Annotated in this window: 17 protein-coding genes; 6 read left to right on the top strand and 11 right to left on the bottom strand. The window is 62.3% G+C overall.

The window, feature by feature from the left end:
* Window positions 1-78: 78 nt before the first annotated feature.
* Genes ABVK50_RS19935 through petA form a run of 3 tightly spaced genes read right to left on the bottom strand, consistent with a single transcriptional unit; the run spans window position 79 to window position 2,793 of the window.
* Window positions 79-939, bottom strand: a complete 861-nt coding sequence (locus tag ABVK50_RS19935) for a cytochrome c1 (protein ID WP_353644932.1) — start codon at window positions 937-939, stop codon at window positions 79-81.
* Between the two features lie 27 nt (window positions 940-966).
* Window positions 967-2,271 carry a cytochrome b N-terminal domain-containing protein gene (locus ABVK50_RS19940; protein WP_353644931.1) on the bottom strand — a complete coding sequence of 435 codons (1,305 nt, stop codon included), beginning with the start codon at window positions 2,269-2,271 and terminating at the stop codon, window positions 967-969.
* An 18-nt stretch (window positions 2,272-2,289) separates the two neighbouring features.
* Window positions 2,290-2,793 (bottom strand): ubiquinol-cytochrome c reductase iron-sulfur subunit, encoded by a 504-nt coding sequence (gene petA / locus ABVK50_RS19945; RefSeq protein ID WP_353645870.1) that lies wholly within the window; start codon window positions 2,791-2,793, stop codon window positions 2,290-2,292.
* Between the two features lie 376 nt (window positions 2,794-3,169).
* Here petA and ABVK50_RS19950 point away from each other — a divergent pair, with 376 nt between their 5' ends.
* Window positions 3,170-3,511, top strand: coding sequence for a cupin domain-containing protein (locus ABVK50_RS19950; protein WP_353644930.1), 342 nt, complete (start codon window positions 3,170-3,172; stop codon window positions 3,509-3,511).
* A 19-nt stretch (window positions 3,512-3,530) separates the two neighbouring features.
* On the opposite strand, the gene ABVK50_RS19955 is transcribed toward ABVK50_RS19950, so the two are convergent.
* The 4 genes from ABVK50_RS19955 to ABVK50_RS19970 all read right to left on the bottom strand — a co-directional run bounded on the left by ABVK50_RS19955 (window position 3,531) and on the right by ABVK50_RS19970 (window position 8,162).
* A complete protein-coding gene (locus ABVK50_RS19955) occupies window positions 3,531-3,845 on the bottom strand; it encodes a DUF6665 family protein (RefSeq protein WP_353644929.1) in 315 nt (104 codons plus the stop codon).
* A 4-nt stretch (window positions 3,846-3,849) separates the two neighbouring features.
* Window positions 3,850-5,718 carry an ABC transporter ATP-binding protein gene (locus ABVK50_RS19960; protein WP_353644928.1) on the bottom strand — a complete coding sequence of 623 codons (1,869 nt, stop codon included), beginning with the start codon at window positions 5,716-5,718 and terminating at the stop codon, window positions 3,850-3,852.
* Window positions 5,719-5,822: 104 nt separating this feature from the next.
* The gene (locus ABVK50_RS19965) at window positions 5,823-7,694 is read right to left on the bottom strand and encodes an ABC transporter ATP-binding protein (RefSeq protein ID WP_353644927.1); all 1,872 of its coding nucleotides are present in this window, start codon (window positions 7,692-7,694) and stop codon (window positions 5,823-5,825) included.
* A 141-nt stretch (window positions 7,695-7,835) separates the two neighbouring features.
* A complete protein-coding gene (locus ABVK50_RS19970; RefSeq protein WP_353644926.1) occupies window positions 7,836-8,162 on the bottom strand; it encodes a hypothetical protein in 327 nt (108 codons plus the stop codon).
* Between the two features lie 285 nt (window positions 8,163-8,447).
* Between ABVK50_RS19970 and ABVK50_RS19975 the strand changes: the two genes are divergently transcribed.
* Both ABVK50_RS19975 and soxR read left to right on the top strand, forming a co-directional pair.
* Window positions 8,448-8,906, top strand: a complete 459-nt coding sequence (locus tag ABVK50_RS19975; RefSeq protein WP_353644925.1) for a tRNA (cytidine(34)-2'-O)-methyltransferase — start codon at window positions 8,448-8,450, stop codon at window positions 8,904-8,906.
* Window positions 8,907-9,075: 169 nt separating this feature from the next.
* Complete coding sequence (gene soxR / locus ABVK50_RS19980; protein ID WP_353644924.1) at window positions 9,076-9,537, top strand: redox-sensitive transcriptional activator SoxR; 462 nt, start codon at window positions 9,076-9,078, stop codon at window positions 9,535-9,537.
* Here soxR and ABVK50_RS19985 read toward each other — a convergent pair.
* Window positions 9,512-9,769: a hypothetical protein gene (locus ABVK50_RS19985; RefSeq protein WP_353644923.1), complete on the bottom strand. Its 258-nt coding sequence runs from the start codon at window positions 9,767-9,769 to the stop codon at window positions 9,512-9,514. The two genes, soxR and ABVK50_RS19985, sit on opposite strands and share 26 nt — an antisense overlap.
* 109 nt (window positions 9,770-9,878) lie before the next feature.
* Between ABVK50_RS19985 and hemF the strand changes: the two genes are divergently transcribed.
* The 3 genes from hemF to ABVK50_RS20000 all read left to right on the top strand — a co-directional run bounded on the left by hemF (window position 9,879) and on the right by ABVK50_RS20000 (window position 12,186).
* Window positions 9,879-10,793 (top strand): oxygen-dependent coproporphyrinogen oxidase, encoded by a 915-nt coding sequence (gene hemF, locus ABVK50_RS19990; RefSeq protein ID WP_353644922.1) that lies wholly within the window; start codon window positions 9,879-9,881, stop codon window positions 10,791-10,793.
* A 203-nt stretch (window positions 10,794-10,996) separates the two neighbouring features.
* Complete coding sequence (locus ABVK50_RS19995; RefSeq protein WP_353644921.1) at window positions 10,997-11,905, top strand: alpha/beta hydrolase; 909 nt, start codon at window positions 10,997-10,999, stop codon at window positions 11,903-11,905.
* A 95-nt stretch (window positions 11,906-12,000) separates the two neighbouring features.
* Window positions 12,001-12,186 carry a DUF1059 domain-containing protein gene (locus tag ABVK50_RS20000; protein WP_008835572.1) on the top strand — a complete coding sequence of 62 codons (186 nt, stop codon included), beginning with the start codon at window positions 12,001-12,003 and terminating at the stop codon, window positions 12,184-12,186.
* An 81-nt stretch (window positions 12,187-12,267) separates the two neighbouring features.
* Here ABVK50_RS20000 and ABVK50_RS20005 read toward each other — a convergent pair whose 3' ends face one another.
* Genes ABVK50_RS20005 through ABVK50_RS20015 form a run of 3 tightly spaced genes read right to left on the bottom strand, consistent with a single transcriptional unit; the run spans window position 12,268 to window position 14,791 of the window.
* Window positions 12,268-13,533 carry a CCA tRNA nucleotidyltransferase gene (locus tag ABVK50_RS20005; RefSeq protein ID WP_353644920.1) on the bottom strand — a complete coding sequence of 422 codons (1,266 nt, stop codon included), beginning with the start codon at window positions 13,531-13,533 and terminating at the stop codon, window positions 12,268-12,270.
* A complete protein-coding gene (locus tag ABVK50_RS20010; RefSeq protein WP_353644919.1) occupies window positions 13,530-14,159 on the bottom strand; it encodes a CoA pyrophosphatase in 630 nt (209 codons plus the stop codon). The genes ABVK50_RS20005 and ABVK50_RS20010 overlap by 4 nt, the downstream gene beginning before the upstream one ends.
* Window positions 14,160-14,161: 2 nt before the next feature.
* Entirely contained in the window at window positions 14,162-14,791 is a 630-nt protein-coding gene (locus tag ABVK50_RS20015) for a DUF1285 domain-containing protein (protein WP_353645869.1), read from the bottom strand.
* Window positions 14,792-14,811 lie beyond the last annotated feature (20 nt).

The raw sequence follows: 14,811 nt of genomic DNA on the forward strand, positions 1-14,811 counted from the left end.
TTTTGCCGGTGCCGGATCAAAAAGAAAAGGGCGCTTTCGAGCGCCCCTTTCAAAATCCCGGTTCCACGACTTCCGTGATCAGTGCGCCACGCCGGCCCAGACCTTGCGCTTCGTCAGATACACCAATCCGGTGAACAGGATCATGAAGGCCATGACGCTGAAGCCGGTCTGCTTGCGCGCCTCGAGATGCGGCTCCGCAGCCCACATCAGGAATGCGGCGACGTCGCGGGCATACTGGTCCACCGTTTCGGGCGAACCGTCATCATAGGTTACTTGACCGTCCGACAGCGGCGGAGCCATTGCCAGCGACTTGCCGGCGATGAAATATGGGTTGTAGTAAGTGCCCTCCGCAATCTCCATGCCGGCCGGCGCTTCTTCTTCATAGCCGGTCAGCAGCGCGTGGATATAGTCGGGACCGCCCTCGGCATACTGCGTAAAGATGTCGAACACGAACAGCGGAAAGCCGCGCTCGACACCGCGCGCCTTTGCGATCAGCGAGAAATCGGGCGGGGCAGCGCCGCTGTTGGCGGCGGCCGCAGCTTCCTGGTTGGGGAAGGGCGAAGGGAAATAGTCCGAAGGCAGCGCGGGCCTCGTGAACATCTCGCCATCCGCATTCGGCCCGTCGGTCACCTCGTACTCGGCGGCGAACGCCTTCACCTGGGCCTCCGAGTAGCCGAGCCCTTCGAGGGTGCGGAACGCCACCAGCTCCATCGAGTGGCAGGCCGAACAGACTTCCTTGTAGACCTTCAGGCCGCGCTGCAGCTGAGCCTTGTTGTAGGTGCCGAAAGGCCCTGCAAACGACCAGCTCTGCTCCTCCGGCTTATGGATCGGGAAGTGGGTGGGCTCGGTCTCGCTGTGCTCCTCCTGCGCGGTGGCTGCGCCCAGCGCGCCGGCAAGCACGAAGCCCGCCACGGCAAGACCGTTGAGAATCTTTTTCATTCCGAAAGTCCCTCTCAAGATTCTCAGCTAGCCTTTGGTTTCCGGCGACGCGGTTGCGTGGGCCAGATGCCCGGCGCCACCCATCTTGTTCTTGTGGAGCACGGCTTCGGTGATCGAATTTGGCAGGCGCCGCGGCGTCTCGATGAAACCAAGAGCCGGCATGATGAAGAGGAAGAAGCCGAAATAATATAGCGTCGAAACCTGCGACATCACCACATAGGCGCCTTCCGCCGGACGCGAGCCGAGCCAGCCCAGGAACAGTGCGTTCGCTACGAAGAGCCAGAAGAACAGCTTGTACCAGGGGCGGTAGACCGCCGAGCGCACTTTCGACGTGTCGAGCCAGGGCACGAAGAACAGCACCGCGATGGCGCCGAACATTGCAAGCACGCCGCCGAGCTTCGAATCGATCGGCCCGATGCTGAAAGTGATGGCGCGCAGGATCGCGTAGAAGGGCAGATAGTACCATTCGGGCACGATATGGGCCGGCGTCTTCAGCGGATCGGCGACGATGTAATTGTCGGGATGGCCCAGATAGTTGGGGATGTAGAAGAGGAAGTACGCGAACACGAGCAGGAAGACCAGCATGCCGAACGCGTCCTTCATGGTCGCATAGGGCGTGAAGGGCAGCGTGTCGGTCTTGGACTTGACCTCGATGCCGGTCGGGTTGGTTTGTCCGGTGACATGCAGCGCCCAGACATGCAGGACGACAACGCCGGCGATCATGAACGGCAGCAGGTAATGCAGCGCAAAGAAGCGGTTGAGCGTCGGATTATCGACCGCGAAGCCGCCGAGCAGCAATTGCTGGATCCAGTCCCCGACCAGCGGGATCGCCGTGAAGAAGCCGGTGATGACGGTCGCGCCCCAGAAGCTCATCTGGCCCCAAGGCAGCACATAGCCCATGAAGCCTGTCGCCATCATCAGCAGGTAGATGATGCAGCCGAGAATCCAGAGCAGTTCGCGCGGCGCCTTGTAAGAGCCGTAATAGAGGCCACGGAAAATATGGATGTAGACCGCAATGAAGAAGAACGATGCTCCGTTGGAATGCATGTAGCGCAGAAGCCAGCCCGAATTCACGTCACGCATGATCTTTTCGACCGACGGGAAGGCGAGCGTGGTTTCGGCGGTGTAGTGCATGGCCAGCACGACGCCCGTGAGTATCTGCGCCACCAGCATGATCGCCAGGATGCCGCCGAACGTGTAGGCGTAGTTCAGATTGCGCGGCACCGGATAGGAGACGAACGAATCGTACACCAGGCGCGGCAAAGGCATGCGTGCATCGACCCAGCGGCCAAGGCCCGTTTTCGGCGTGTATGTCGAGTGTCCACCGCTCATGATTTTCCCCCAGAAACCTCAGCCGATCCGGATCGTGGTGTCGGAAACGAACTGATATGTCGGAATGGCCAGGTTTTCCGGCGCCGGACCTTTGCGGACGCGTCCGGCCGTATCGTAGTGCGAACCGTGGCAGGGGCAGAACCAGCCGCCGAAGTCGCCCGCCTGGCCGAGCGGCACGCAGCCGAGATGGGTGCACACGCCAACCATGACGATCCAGTTTTCCTTGCCTTCGCCGGCGGAGCGGTCGAGGTCCGTAGCCGGCGCGTCGCCCGGAATATTGGCATTGCGCGCGATCGGATCTTTCAACTCGTCGAGTTTCACCGCTTTGGCGGCCTCGATCTCTTGCGGCGTGCGGTTGCGGATGAAGACCGGCCGTCCGCGCCACTTGGCGGTCAGCGACATGCCAGGCTGCAGCGAACTGATGTCGACCTCGATGGTGGCGAGCGCCAGCGTCGAAGCGTCCGGGCGCATCTGGTCGATGAAGGGCCATGCAACGGCGCCCACGCCGACCACTCCGGCCATGCCGGTGGCCACGTAGAGGAAATCCCGCCGGGTCGGCTCGGTCGTGTCGGTTGCACTCACGGGACTATGATCCTTTCGCCTTACTATTGCCGGGCTAGAGCCAGATCCTCGCTCCATCAGCCGTGCCTTTCAGCGCATGGCTGAACGGGCCGGTCGACCGTCCGGCATTCGCGCATCGGTTTATGCGTGAAGCCGACGCATGTCCAGACGGTGCAAGGGGGTGACGGCAGATTGTCGCGGGGCCGCGATGCGGGCTCTGTTCAAGTCTATTTCGGGGGCTAGCAAGGGGCATGCGCACCGGTCGTATCCATTCTGGGCGGCCTTGGCAGGATCGTCGCGCTCGACAGAGCGAAATCCGACGGCATATCATCCGCCCATGGCGTATGTTGTCGATAGAGAAGCCTGGGCTGAAAGCGACCGCTGGCACGGAGAAATGCAGGGCGTGCCTTACGGCGCCGGCATTTCGATTGTGTTCAACGATTTCGACAAGATCGGCGGCGGACCGAGGCTGCACAAGCACCCTTATCCCGAAACCTTCATCATCCGGTCGGGTCGGGCGCTCTTTACTGTCGGCGAAAGCGAGATCGAAGCGAGCGCCGGCCAGATTCTCGTCGTTCCGGCCGATACGCCGCACAAATTCCGCAATCTCGGACCTGAAGCGCTCGTTACGATCGATGTCCACGCTTCGGAAAAGTTCATAACCGAATGGCTGGAATGAGCGGCGCTGCCGCTCCGGCCTACCTTGCGCCCAGCCTGACCAGCACTTCCCGCGGTATTCCGTAGTCGCGGATGATGTCGTCGTGACGGCGGAAACCGCAGAGCTCGCGCTGTACGAAATACGCATAGACGGCATCGGCCGTGCGCTTGACCAGCGCCATACGCGTTTCACTGTCGCCATGGTGCGAACGGAGCTTTTCCAAGCAGTTCTCGACCTTGCGGCCGGCATTGCCGAGGGAGGTCGCCTTTTCGGCCAATATCTCCTGGTCGACCGCGCTGAGGCTGGTCTCAGCCATGATGGAAACGCCGAATTTCTTGGGCATATGGACCGACATCGGACTATTCCGCCGCCAACTGGTCGGCCAGGAAACCACCGGACTGCCGCTTCCAGAGCTGCGCGTAGAGGCCGCCGCGCGCGATCAGCGCCTCATGCGTCCCTTCCTCGACGATTCGCCCCTTATCGAGCACGATCAGTCGGTCGAGCGCCGCGATCGTCGACAGCCGGTGGGCGATGGCGATGACGGTCTTGCCCTCCATCAGACGGTAAAGATTATCCTGGATTGCTGCCTCGACTTCCGAATCGAGCGCCGACGTCGCCTCGTCCAGGATCAGGATCGGCGCGTCCTTCAGCATCATGCGGGCGATCGCGACGCGTTGGCGCTGGCCGCCCGAAAGTTTGACGCCTCGTTCGCCGACATGCGCGTCGTAACCCCGGCGGCCCTTCGGATCGGAAATGCCCCGGATGAATTCGTGCGCCGCGGAGCGCCGCGCAGCATCCTCGATCTCGGCCTCGCTGGCTCCCGCCCTGCCGTAGCCAATATTGTCGCGGATCGAGCGGTGCATCAGCATCGCATCCTGGCTGACCACCCCGAACTGCTCGCGCAGTGACCCCTGCGTCACCGAACGAACATCCTGACCGTCGATCAGGATGCGCCCGGCCTCGACGTCGAACAGCCGCAGCACCAGATTGACGATCGTGGTCTTGCCGGCGCCTGACGGGCCGACCAGCGCTACGCGCTCGCCTGGCCGGATATGAAGGTTGAGATTTTCGATGATGCCGCCGCCCTTGCCGTAGTGGAAGGAGACGTTCTCGAACCTGATGTCGCCCCTGGCGCGCGGCAACACCTTCGCGTCGCCTGCGTCACGTATAGCCGGCCTTACCGAGATGGTACGCGTCGCGTCCTGCACAGTAGCATAATTCCGGATCAAGCCGTTGATGTTGAACATCATCCAGCCCGACATCTGGTTGAGCCTGAAGACCAGGCCCAGCGCCGCCGCGATGGCGCCGGTCGAAATTCCGCCCACAGTGAACTTGTAGATGCAGATCGCCGCGATCGCGCTCATCATCGTACCGTTTAGGATAGCGACGGAGGCGCGCACCGTGGTGACGGCGCGTGTCAGCCGCATAACGGCACGCAGGAAGCGCTCCAGCCCGTCACGGACATAAGCGTGCTCGCGCCGCCCGCTGTCGAAGAGCTTGACGGCCATTATGTTGGTGAAGGAGTCGACCAGCCGGCCGTTGAAGATCGAGCGCTCGTCCGCCGTGGCGCGGCCGGCGCTGCGCATCTCGGGCAGCAGGAAATAGACGATGGAGACATAGCCGGCGAACCATAGTGCGACGACCAGCCCCATCAGCGGGTCGAGCGATACCAGAATGGTGATCGCCAGCAGGATAAAGGTCAGGAACGACCACATCGTCTGCAGTATGTTGACGATGAAATCGCCGACCGCCTCGCCGCCCTGCATGATCTTGGTGGCGATTCGCCCGGCAAAATCGTTCTGGTAGAAATCATAGGGCTGCTCGATGACGCGGCGAAAAGCCTGCCAGCGCACCATGGAATAGAAGCCGGGCACCACGATCTGCTGCTCGACGATCGCCGAAGCAATCATCACCACGGTTCGCACCACCAGCAGCAGCGCAAGCAGCGCTGCGAGTTCAGGCCAATGATCCGCAAACAGCGTCTGTGGATTCGAGCTGTCGAGCAGGTCGATGAGCCAGCCGACCGACCAGTAGAGCGCCGCGTCGACCGCGCCCGCGGCGCCGCCGACGATCAGCAGAAGGACGAACGGACCCGTCGCCTGGCGGGCGAAATAGAGGATGAACTGCCACGCGCTGGCCGGCAGAACTTCCCGGTCGGTGTCCTGAAACGGATCCACCGCGCCCTCGAAGCGCTGCCACAGCCTATCGCGAAATCCTTCCTCAGCCATTCATTCTCGCCATTCGCCATGCCAACCCGCCGCCCGGCTGAAACAATATAGGAAGGCCCCCGGGAAAATCCCGTGAAGAAGCGACATCCGGCATCGGCCCGGCTTCACTCCGCGGCCTGCCCCTTCAGGACCGCCCGCTCCACCGAATCGCTATCCAGAAGAAAACCGCCGGACTGCCTCTGCCACAATTGCCGATAGAGCCCGCCTCGGGCGAGCAGTTCCTCATGCGTGCCATCCTCGACTATCTGTCCCTTGTCCATCACGACGAGCCGGTTCATAGCGGCAATGGTCGAGAGCCGGTGCGCGATGGCAATCACCGTCTTCCCCTCCATCAGCCGGTACAGGTTCTCCTGGATCGCTGCCTCGACTTCCGAATCCAGCGCCGACGTCGCCTCATCGAGTATCAGGATCGGCGCGTCCTTGAGCATTACGCGGGCAATCGCGACACGCTGCCGCTGGCCGCCTGAGACCTTGACGCCGCGCTCGCCGACATGCGCGTCGAACCCCCTTCGCCCCTTCGGATCGGAAAGGCTCGCGACGAAGTCCAGCGCCTCGGCCCGCCGGGCGGCCTCCACCAGCATTTCCTCTGTGGCGTCGGGCCGGCCGTAGAGGATGTTGTCGCGCACGGAACGGTGCAGGAGCGACGTATCCTGCGTCACTACGCCGATATTGGCGCGCAGGCTGTCTTGACTGACGGCCGCAATGTCCTGACCGTCGATCAGGATGCGCCCACTCTCCAGGTCATAGAAGCGCAGGAGCAGGTTCACCAGCGTCGATTTGCCGGCGCCCGATCGCCCGACAATGCCGACTTTCTCGCCAGGACGAACCTTGAGCGACAGGTCTTCAATAACGCCCGAGCGCTTGCCGTAGTGGAACCGGACTTTCTCGAATTCGATCTGGCCGGTCGTGACCAAGATGGCCTTCGCCCCAGGCCTGTCTTCTACAAGGCGCGGCAGCGAAATCGAGCCGATGCCATCCTGAACGGTGCCGATATTCTCGAACAGGGTGGACATTTCCCACATGATCCATTGCGACATGCCCCAGAGCCGCAGGACCAGCCCGATGGCGACGGCGACCGCGCCGATGGTCACGGCTTCGCCGAGCCACAGCCAGATCGACAGCGTCCCGACCGCAAAGAGCAGCGTCGCGTTGAGCAGGTAAAGGGCGCCATAGAGCTTGGTCACCAACCGCATCGAGCGGTAGACCGTATCCATGAACGTCGCCATGCCCTCCCGTGCGAAGGACGCCTCGCGGCGGGCGTGCGAAAACAGTTTTACCGTCTGGATATTTGTATAGCTGTCGACTACCCGTCCGGTCATCGACGAGCGGGCATTGGCCTGCTCCTCCGAAACTGCGCCGAGTTGCGGAATGAAATAGCGAAGCAAACCCACATAACCGACTACCCAGGCGGCGAGCGGGGCAGCGAGCCTCCAGTCGGACGAACCGACGATGAACAACATGCCGAGGAAGTAGACGACCACATAGTTTATGACATCGATCAGCTTGATGATGCATTCGCGCACGGCGAGCGCCGTCTGCATCAGTTTGGTGGCGATGCGGCCGGCGAACTCGTCCTGGTAAAAGGTCATCGACTGCTTGAGCAGATAGCGATGCACCTGCCAGCGGATACGCATCGGATAGTTGCCCATCAGCGTCTGCTGCGAAATGAGCGCATGCACAAAAACGATCGCCGGCAGCGCGATCATCACGACGAATGCCATGCCGGCCAGTTTCCAGCCTTCGGTCTGCAGGAAGGTCTCGCGGTTTTGTGTGGACAGCCAGTCGACGATGTCACCGAGAAAGGCGAACAGCCAGACTTCGGTAACCGCGATCGCCGACATCAGAATCGCAGCGATGATTATGTAGGGCCAGGCGCCCCGCGTGTAGTGCAGGCAGAAGGCGATCAGCGTGTTCGGTGGTTCGACTGGTTCCTGCGGCGGAAACGGGTCGAGCTTCTGTTCAAACCAGCGGAACATTTTCTTCGTCTTTCCAGGCGCTCATGCCGCTGCGCACCATCGTGCAGGCGTGAGGCTAAGATGGATACTGACCGGCTTAATTCCATCGGAGTCACGACCTCGACACCTTAAGATGTCGAGGTCGCTTCGCCGACCCGGCTATCAAAGATTCCTGACAAACGGGTAGCGGCGCTCTTCCTTGGCCGGGTCGCGGAACACGTTCCGAACCCATCCCGCGATCATGCTGACGCGCGACGGCTTGGTCGGGAACGGAACCGCAAGCGATATGTCAACATCGGGAAGATTGCCCCGATGCGGGCGAGCCGCCCGGCCTGGCGGATGCGCCACCGGACTTCGGATGCCTGCAGCGAGTTCCCACGCCGCTAGCTTTTCCCGGCTCAGGTTTGATGCATTGCCCACAACGCCGGCGGCCTGCTGGCGCGCGAGTAAGGAAAGGACCTTTTGGCCCTTGTCGATATTGGAAGACATAGCAAGATTCCTTCGGAAACCATGAAAAGGTCCGGCGGGAATCGAGACGATGAAGCTTTGAAGTGTCAGATAAAGCGTCGAACCGAAACCGCCAGGACGCGGAGCCCGCGGATGGGGCGGTGGATATCTACGGTCATCATGAATTCCATGTCCGCCTCCTTCGGTTCGAGTTGACAATGGCGGCTCTATAGACCCATTCGCCCAATTTGGCCATGCGGAAGATCGCATTCCCGGCAAAGCCGCCGACCGTGTTGCGATTTGGCCACTCATTAGCGGGAGATGATATTGGCGAACGGTATCCGCATCGCGCTCTACCAGCCGGACATCGCCGGCAATACCGGCACAATCCTGCGCATGGCGGCCTGCTTCGGGCTCGCGGTCGACATCATAGAGCCGGCCGGCTTCGACATCTCCGACCGCAATCTCCGCCGCGCTGGAATGGACTATCTCGAAATGGCGACCCTGACCCGCCATGTCGACTTTGCAAGCTTCGAGGACTGGCGGCGGGGCGAGGCGCGCCGCCTGCTGCTGTTTTCGACCAAAGCCGCCCTGCCCTATACTGCGTTCAGCTTCGCCGATGGCGACATACTTCTGTTCGGACGTGAATCGGCCGGCGTACCGGACCACGTCCGCGACCGTGCCGACGCGCGCCTGCTGATCCCGATGAAGGGCCGCGGACGCAGCCTCAATGTCGCGCTCAGCGCCGCGATGGCGGCCGGTGAAGCGATCAGGCAGGTCGGCTGAAGACAACGTGAACCGGACGCCGATGCGCCACGCTGCTGCTCCGCATCCGGAACCGTTGACGCCACAGGCAATCCTTACATCCAAGAGCATCGAATTTCCCTTCCGTTTGCATCGTCAGGGATAGCTTGCTACAACCTCGACTTAAGTTGAGGTCAAGCGGAAAATCGGCATGGCGAAGGAATTGACGGTAGGCCAGGTAGCGGCTCGAAGCGGAGTGGCGGTTTCCGCCCTGCACTTCTACGAAGCGAAAGGACTGATCGAAAGCCATCGTACCGGCGGCAACCAGCGCCGATATGGCGGCGATGTCCTGCGCAGGGTGGCGGTCATCAAGGTGGCGCAGGAGGTCGGCATTTCGTTGGCCGAGATCGGCAATGCGCTCGCCTCGCTGCCGGACGGCAGGACGCCGAACCGCGAAGACTGGAATGCGCTGTCGCAAAGATGGGCGGCAGATCTCGACCGCCGGATTCTCCAGTTGCAGAAACTGCGCGATGGCTTGACCGACTGCATCGGCTGCGGCTGCCTGTCGATCGACCGCTGCAAACTGCGCAATCCGGGAGACCGGCTGGCCGAGGAAGGCCCGGGGGCACGACGCTTGCTGGTGAAGCCTAATCCGAACTCGGCAGCCGCCTGATGGTGAATTCGATCACGTCGCCCGGGCGCTCGAACCAGCTTTCGATAGCGGTCCAGTAGGCCTGCTTGGGCCAGCGGTCGAACCACTCCTTGGCCTTCTTGCGGGCATCGTTGCGCGGCAGCACGAAAGTCTCGCGCAAAAACCCGTCGCGCGGCATGCGCGTGCCCTCGGCCCGGCTTTGATCGAGCCTTTTCTTAAGTCCATCGAGCGGCGGCCGCGACGGGGTGCGCACAGGAACTCCTTGACCCTGAACAATTAGAGATTAGGGATCGCGCCGGAAAAAACGAGTCATTTTTGCATGCCCGCGGGCTGTAGGAACGGCCACGATGCGGAGACGGCGCATGGAACGCCCCGAAATACCGGCTGGGCTGCCGGAAGACATCGAGGAGAAAAAGGCGACCGCGCGGGCGTGGTTCGAGGAATTGCGCGACCGCGTCTGCGCCGCATTCGAGAAGATCGAGGACGATCTGACGGGCCCGCAATCGTCCTGGGCAGCCGGCCGCTTCGAGCGCACACCATGGCAGCGAGAGGAAGGCAAGGGCGGCGGGGGCGTCATGTCGATGATGCACGGCCGGGTGTTCGAAAAGGTCGGAGTTCACACTTCAACGGTGTACGGCGAGTTCTCGCCGGAGTTCCGCAAGCAGATGCCAGGCGGCGAGGAGGACCCACGCTTCTGGGCAAGCGGCATTTCGCTCATCGCCCATCCGTGGAACCCGAATGTGCCGGCCGTCCACATGAACACGCGCATGGTGGTGACATCGCGCAACTGGTTCGGCGGCGGCGCCGATCTGACGCCGGTGCTCGACCGCCGCCGCAGCCAGGAGGACCCCGACGCGATCGCTTTCCATAAAGCCATGCGATTCGCCTGCGAAAAGAACCGGGCCGTCGCCGACTACGAGAACTACAAGGCCTGGTGCGACGAGTATTTTTACCTCCCCCACCGCAACGAGCCGCGCGGGATCGGCGGCATCTTCTTCGACTGGCTGCAATCGTCGCCGGAGAATGGCGGCTGGGAGGCCGACTTCCGCTTCGCCCAGGATGTCGGCCGCTCCTTTCTCGTTGTCTACCAGCACCTGGTGCGCAACAACTTCAACCTGAACTGGACCGATGGCGAGCGCGAGGAGCAGCTTATCCGGCGCGGCCGGTACGTCGAATTCAACCTGCTGTACGACCGCGGCACTATCTTCGGCCTGAAGACCGGCGGCAACGTAAACTCGATACTGTCGAGCCTGCCACCGGAAGTGAAGTGGCCGTAGGGCCGGTTGCGATTGGCGTGGCCTTCGCGACACACCGGCCCTGCTTCTTGCCGCTTCGTCGAATCGTGTGATGAGCAGCCGGCAAGAAACCGCTATAAGAGATTTGGGCAGGGGCAATTTTCCCGCAAGGGTCCCGGAAGCGGCGGCATAGCGGGAACTGCAGGCTCCAAAGTTGATTAACGTTTAGCTGACAGGGTCGGCCAATGGCTAGAAACTGCATCATCAGCTTGCTGTCGATCGTAATCACCCTCGCTTTCGGGAGCATAGGCAATGCCAGCGACTTGTCTGATTGCGACCGCAACGCACCGCAGGGAAAGATCGCGGCAGCGGCAAAGAAGAACCCCGCCCTCAGTGCGGAGGCGCTCCAGTCCTGCGCCGATTTTCCCACAGCAGGAGACGCGGCCGTGCCCTTAGCCCCGAATCGTTCGAATGGCGTAGATGTCGACTCAGCCCCGCAGGATGAGATATCGGCGATCGAGCGGTCGGACCGCTTCCTTGTCCTGCGGAGGCAGCCGAAGCAGGCAACCGGCGAAACTTTCGTGCTGCTGCACGGCTCCGGCGGCGACGAGAGCACGCTGATGGATCTTGCCTCGCGCATCGATCCGCACGCCGTTCTGATGGGCATTCGCGGCCGGCTCGTGCAGGACGGCGTGACGCGCTGGTATCGTCGCCTGACGCCGACCCGATTCGACCAGAATGATATCCGCTCGGAAGCCGGGGCTTTCGCGTCTTTTCTGCGCGATGCAGTCGAAGCGAAGAAGCTCGATCTCGCCAACACCACCTTCATCGGATACTCGAACGGCGCCAATCTTCTGACCGCGATGGCGCTGCTGCATCCGGGCCTTGTCGAACGTGCAGTGCTGTTGCGTCCCATGTCGGTGCTGGAGAGCATTCCCGAGGTCGACCTGTCCGGCACGCGGTTTCTCACCGTCGCCGGGGCAGCCGACAGCATCTATGCGCCGTTCGCCCCTGCGCTGGAAGCGATGCTGCGCAACCATGGCGGCCGTGTCGAGGCCCGCACGATCAAGTCCGGGCACGATCTCGGCAATGACGACGTCACCGTCGTCAGCGAATGGCTCGCCCCCTCGAATGCAGTCTCGCTCAACCAATAGCGTAAGCCGCACAGGGAAAATTGCCTCCTTCGGCAACCTATCGCCGGATTCCATGTTATGCTGGTTTCCCGTCAGAACGAGGAAAGGAGAAACCGATGAAGGAATTTCACTGCGGATCGCTTGTCCCCGGCTGTGACTGGCACACCCGCCATGAGGAAGAGGCCGAAATCATGCGGCGCGCGGTCGAGCATCTGCGCGAAACGCATGGCGAGACCATCATTCGCGAAACGATGATAGAGGCGATCCGCTCGCGCATCGAAAAGGTTCGCGACGCAGCCTGAAACATGTTTTGAAACAGGCCGTTACAGCAGGTTCGCGACTCAGATCGAGAGCCAGTTGAATCAAATCGTCAATCGCTTGAATCAGTTTCTCAACACTGTCGCGGCGCGGTCCAGAAGCGCGCCGCGATCCGGCGAAAAGCCGCCGTCAACCCATTGATTTTCCAGTTCGCGCAGCAGTTCGCCCATCCGTGGCCCGTCCTCGACGCCGAGACCGGCCAGGTCGCGCCCCCTGATCGGGAATTCCGGCTTTTGCCACTGCTCCGCATAGGCGAGCAGACGCGAAAAGCCGCCGGCCTCGACCAAAGCCCTGTTGTCCTCGACCCCGCGCGCTCGCGCTGATGCCAATGCCAGTCGCAGCCGGTCGATGAAGCTGCGGCGCTCGCCCCGATAGAGCAGCCTGGCCAATGCGTCTTCCGGCAAAGTCGAACCCACGGGGGACGTCTTCGCCCACAGCGACAGGCGCTCCGCATCCGCGTTCGAAAGTTTCAGCCGCTCCGCCAGGCCCGCCATCCGCTCCGGATCCGCCGGCACGATGGCCATCAGGCGAAGCAGCGGATCTGGCGTCCAACCCAGTTCCAGTTCGGCTCTGACCAGAGGATGGATCGCGTCGATGCCCCACTTCTCGCTTTCCGGCAAGACGCGGGTCAGCACGCCCGCCTGCCGCATCCAGAGCAGGGCGCGTGACGGGTCGGGCGCCGAAAGCAGCTTCTTCAGCTCGCTCCAGACGCGCTCCGCCGAGAGATGATCGAGCCCGTCCTTCAGGCGAACGCAGGCCTTCACCCCTTCCGCATCCGGCCGTCCCGTCCCGTACCAGGCGAAGAATCTGAAAAACCGCAGGATGCGCAGATAATCCTCGCGGATGCGGTCTTCCGCATCGCCTATGAACCGCAGCCTCCTCGTTTCGATGTCGGCTAGGCCGCCCACCAGGTCGACCACGGTTCCGTCAGCCTCGGCGTAGAGCGCATTGATGGTGAAATCGCGCCTTTGCGCATCTTCCTTCCAGTCGCTCCCGAACCGCACCTTCGCGCGCCGGCCGTCGGTCTCTACATCGGCGCGCAGCGTCGTCACCTCATACGGCTTGCCGCCGGCGATCACCGTGATGGTGCCGTGTTCCACGCCCGTCGGAACTGCCTTGAAACCGGCAGCCTCTGCGCGGCGCGCAGTTTCTTGCGGCAGGTTTGTGGTGGCGATGTCGATGTCGGAAACCGGCTCGGCAAGCAGCGCGTTGCGCACCGCGCCCCCGGCGATGCGGGCCTCCTCGCCATCCGACGACAGCGCCTTCAGCAATCGCTGCAGCTCATCCCGGGCGAGCCAGTCCGCACCGGCGATCTGGGTCATCCCGTTCATGTATAGAGCCTCTCATAGAGCGTGCGGATGATGCCGGCTGTCACGCCCCATATCCGCCGTCCGCCATAGGGCATGTCGTAGTAGAACCATTCCTTGTCGTCCCACATGCGGCTGTCGCGCCGGTGATTGGCGGGGTCCATCAGGAAGCGCAGGGGCACCTCGAAGGCCGCATCGACCTCATGCTCATTGATGATCAACTGGAAGCCTGGCCGGACAATGCCTAGCACCGGCGCAATGCGATAGCCGCTGCCCGCCACATAGTCCGGAATTCGACCGATGATCTCGATATGGTTTGCATCGAGACCGATCTCCTCCATCGTCTCGCGCAGCGCCGCATGTTCCGGCGTCGGATCGATGGGGTCGATACGGCCGCCGGGAAACGCCACCTGCCCCGAATGATTGCGCAGCTTTTCCGCGCGCTTGGTCAGGATCACGGTCGCTTCGTCGCCATGGTCGACGACAGGGACGAGCACCGCCGCATCGCGCAAATCGGCCCGCCGGATCAGCGGGCCGTGCTGCGGATTGAAGCGGTGATCGCCGTACTCCTCGTCGTCCTCGACACGTTCGGCGACAGCGCGCAGCCGGAAATCGGCGGCTGAATAGGGCTTTGCGGCGAAGGCATCCACGGTCAGGCGCTCAGTCTTTTCAGCTTTTCCGCCGGCATGATCGGATAGACCTCGCCTCCGGAGCGCACTGCAAACATCGTCTTGCCGTCGACCTCGATCTCCTCCCCATATTGGACGAGTTCATACATGACCGGCCGCGCCACCAGCGCTTCCAGCCGGCCACGCACCAGCACATAGGGCTTCAAGCCGCCGGTCTTGTCTTCGTCGACAAAGCGCAGCGGATGTTCCGCGCCTACTTCCACGACGTCCCCGACATTAGTGCGGAAAGTAATCGTCCGCTCGCCGCCCTCGCCCGTAACGCTCATTTCCACTGCCACAAAGGGTGCATCGAAAACCCTGATGCCGACCTTCTCGACCGGCGTAACAAGATAGGTCTTGCCGTCGGCGTCCTTGCGCAGCACCGTAGAGAAAAGCTGAACCAGCGGCATGCGGCCGATCGGCGTGCCGAGATAGAACCATGTCCCGTCGGCCTTGATCTCAATATCCAGATCGCCGCAGAAGTCCGGATTCCAGCGCTCCACCGGCGGCAGCCCCTTGCCCGCGCGTGTAGCGCGCGAGATCAGCGCGGACAGATCCGCGGTGTCGCCGGCGGCGGCAAGGCCGTGTTTCTCGGGTCGCACTTGATTGTCCATCGTCACGAAATAGTCACTGT

The sequence above is a fragment of the Mesorhizobium sp. WSM2240 genome (assembly GCF_040438645.1).
Classification (GTDB): Bacteria; Pseudomonadota; Alphaproteobacteria; order Rhizobiales; family Rhizobiaceae; genus Allomesorhizobium.

Excerpts from the sequence above, each read along its gene's own strand:
- ABVK50_RS19935 (WP_353644932.1), bottom strand. The coding sequence starts at position 939 with ATGAAAAAGATTCTCAACGGTCTTGCCGTGGCGGGCTTCGTGCTTGCC.
- ABVK50_RS19940 (WP_353644931.1), bottom strand. The coding sequence starts at position 2,271 with ATGAGCGGTGGACACTCGACATACACGCCGAAAACGGGCCTTGGCCGC.
- petA (WP_353645870.1), bottom strand. The coding sequence starts at position 2,793 with ATGGCCGGAGTGGTCGGCGTGGGCGCCGTTGCATGGCCCTTCATCGAC.
- ABVK50_RS19950 (WP_353644930.1), top strand. The coding sequence starts at position 3,170 with ATGGCGTATGTTGTCGATAGAGAAGCCTGGGCTGAAAGCGACCGCTGG.
- ABVK50_RS19955 (WP_353644929.1), bottom strand. The coding sequence starts at position 3,845 with ATGTCGGTCCATATGCCCAAGAAATTCGGCGTTTCCATCATGGCTGAG.
- ABVK50_RS19960 (WP_353644928.1), bottom strand. The coding sequence starts at position 5,718 with ATGGCTGAGGAAGGATTTCGCGATAGGCTGTGGCAGCGCTTCGAGGGC.
- ABVK50_RS19965 (WP_353644927.1), bottom strand. The coding sequence starts at position 7,694 with ATGTTCCGCTGGTTTGAACAGAAGCTCGACCCGTTTCCGCCGCAGGAA.
- ABVK50_RS19970 (WP_353644926.1), bottom strand. The coding sequence starts at position 8,162 with ATGTCTTCCAATATCGACAAGGGCCAAAAGGTCCTTTCCTTACTCGCG.
- soxR (WP_353644924.1), top strand. The coding sequence starts at position 9,076 with ATGGCGAAGGAATTGACGGTAGGCCAGGTAGCGGCTCGAAGCGGAGTG.
- hemF (WP_353644922.1), top strand. The coding sequence starts at position 9,879 with ATGGAACGCCCCGAAATACCGGCTGGGCTGCCGGAAGACATCGAGGAG.
- ABVK50_RS19995 (WP_353644921.1), top strand. The coding sequence starts at position 10,997 with ATGGCTAGAAACTGCATCATCAGCTTGCTGTCGATCGTAATCACCCTC.
- ABVK50_RS20000 (WP_008835572.1), top strand. The coding sequence starts at position 12,001 with ATGAAGGAATTTCACTGCGGATCGCTTGTCCCCGGCTGTGACTGGCAC.
- ABVK50_RS20005 (WP_353644920.1), bottom strand. The coding sequence starts at position 13,533 with ATGAACGGGATGACCCAGATCGCCGGTGCGGACTGGCTCGCCCGGGAT.
- ABVK50_RS20015 (WP_353645869.1), bottom strand. The coding sequence starts at position 14,791 with ATGGACAATCAAGTGCGACCCGAGAAACACGGCCTTGCCGCCGCCGGC.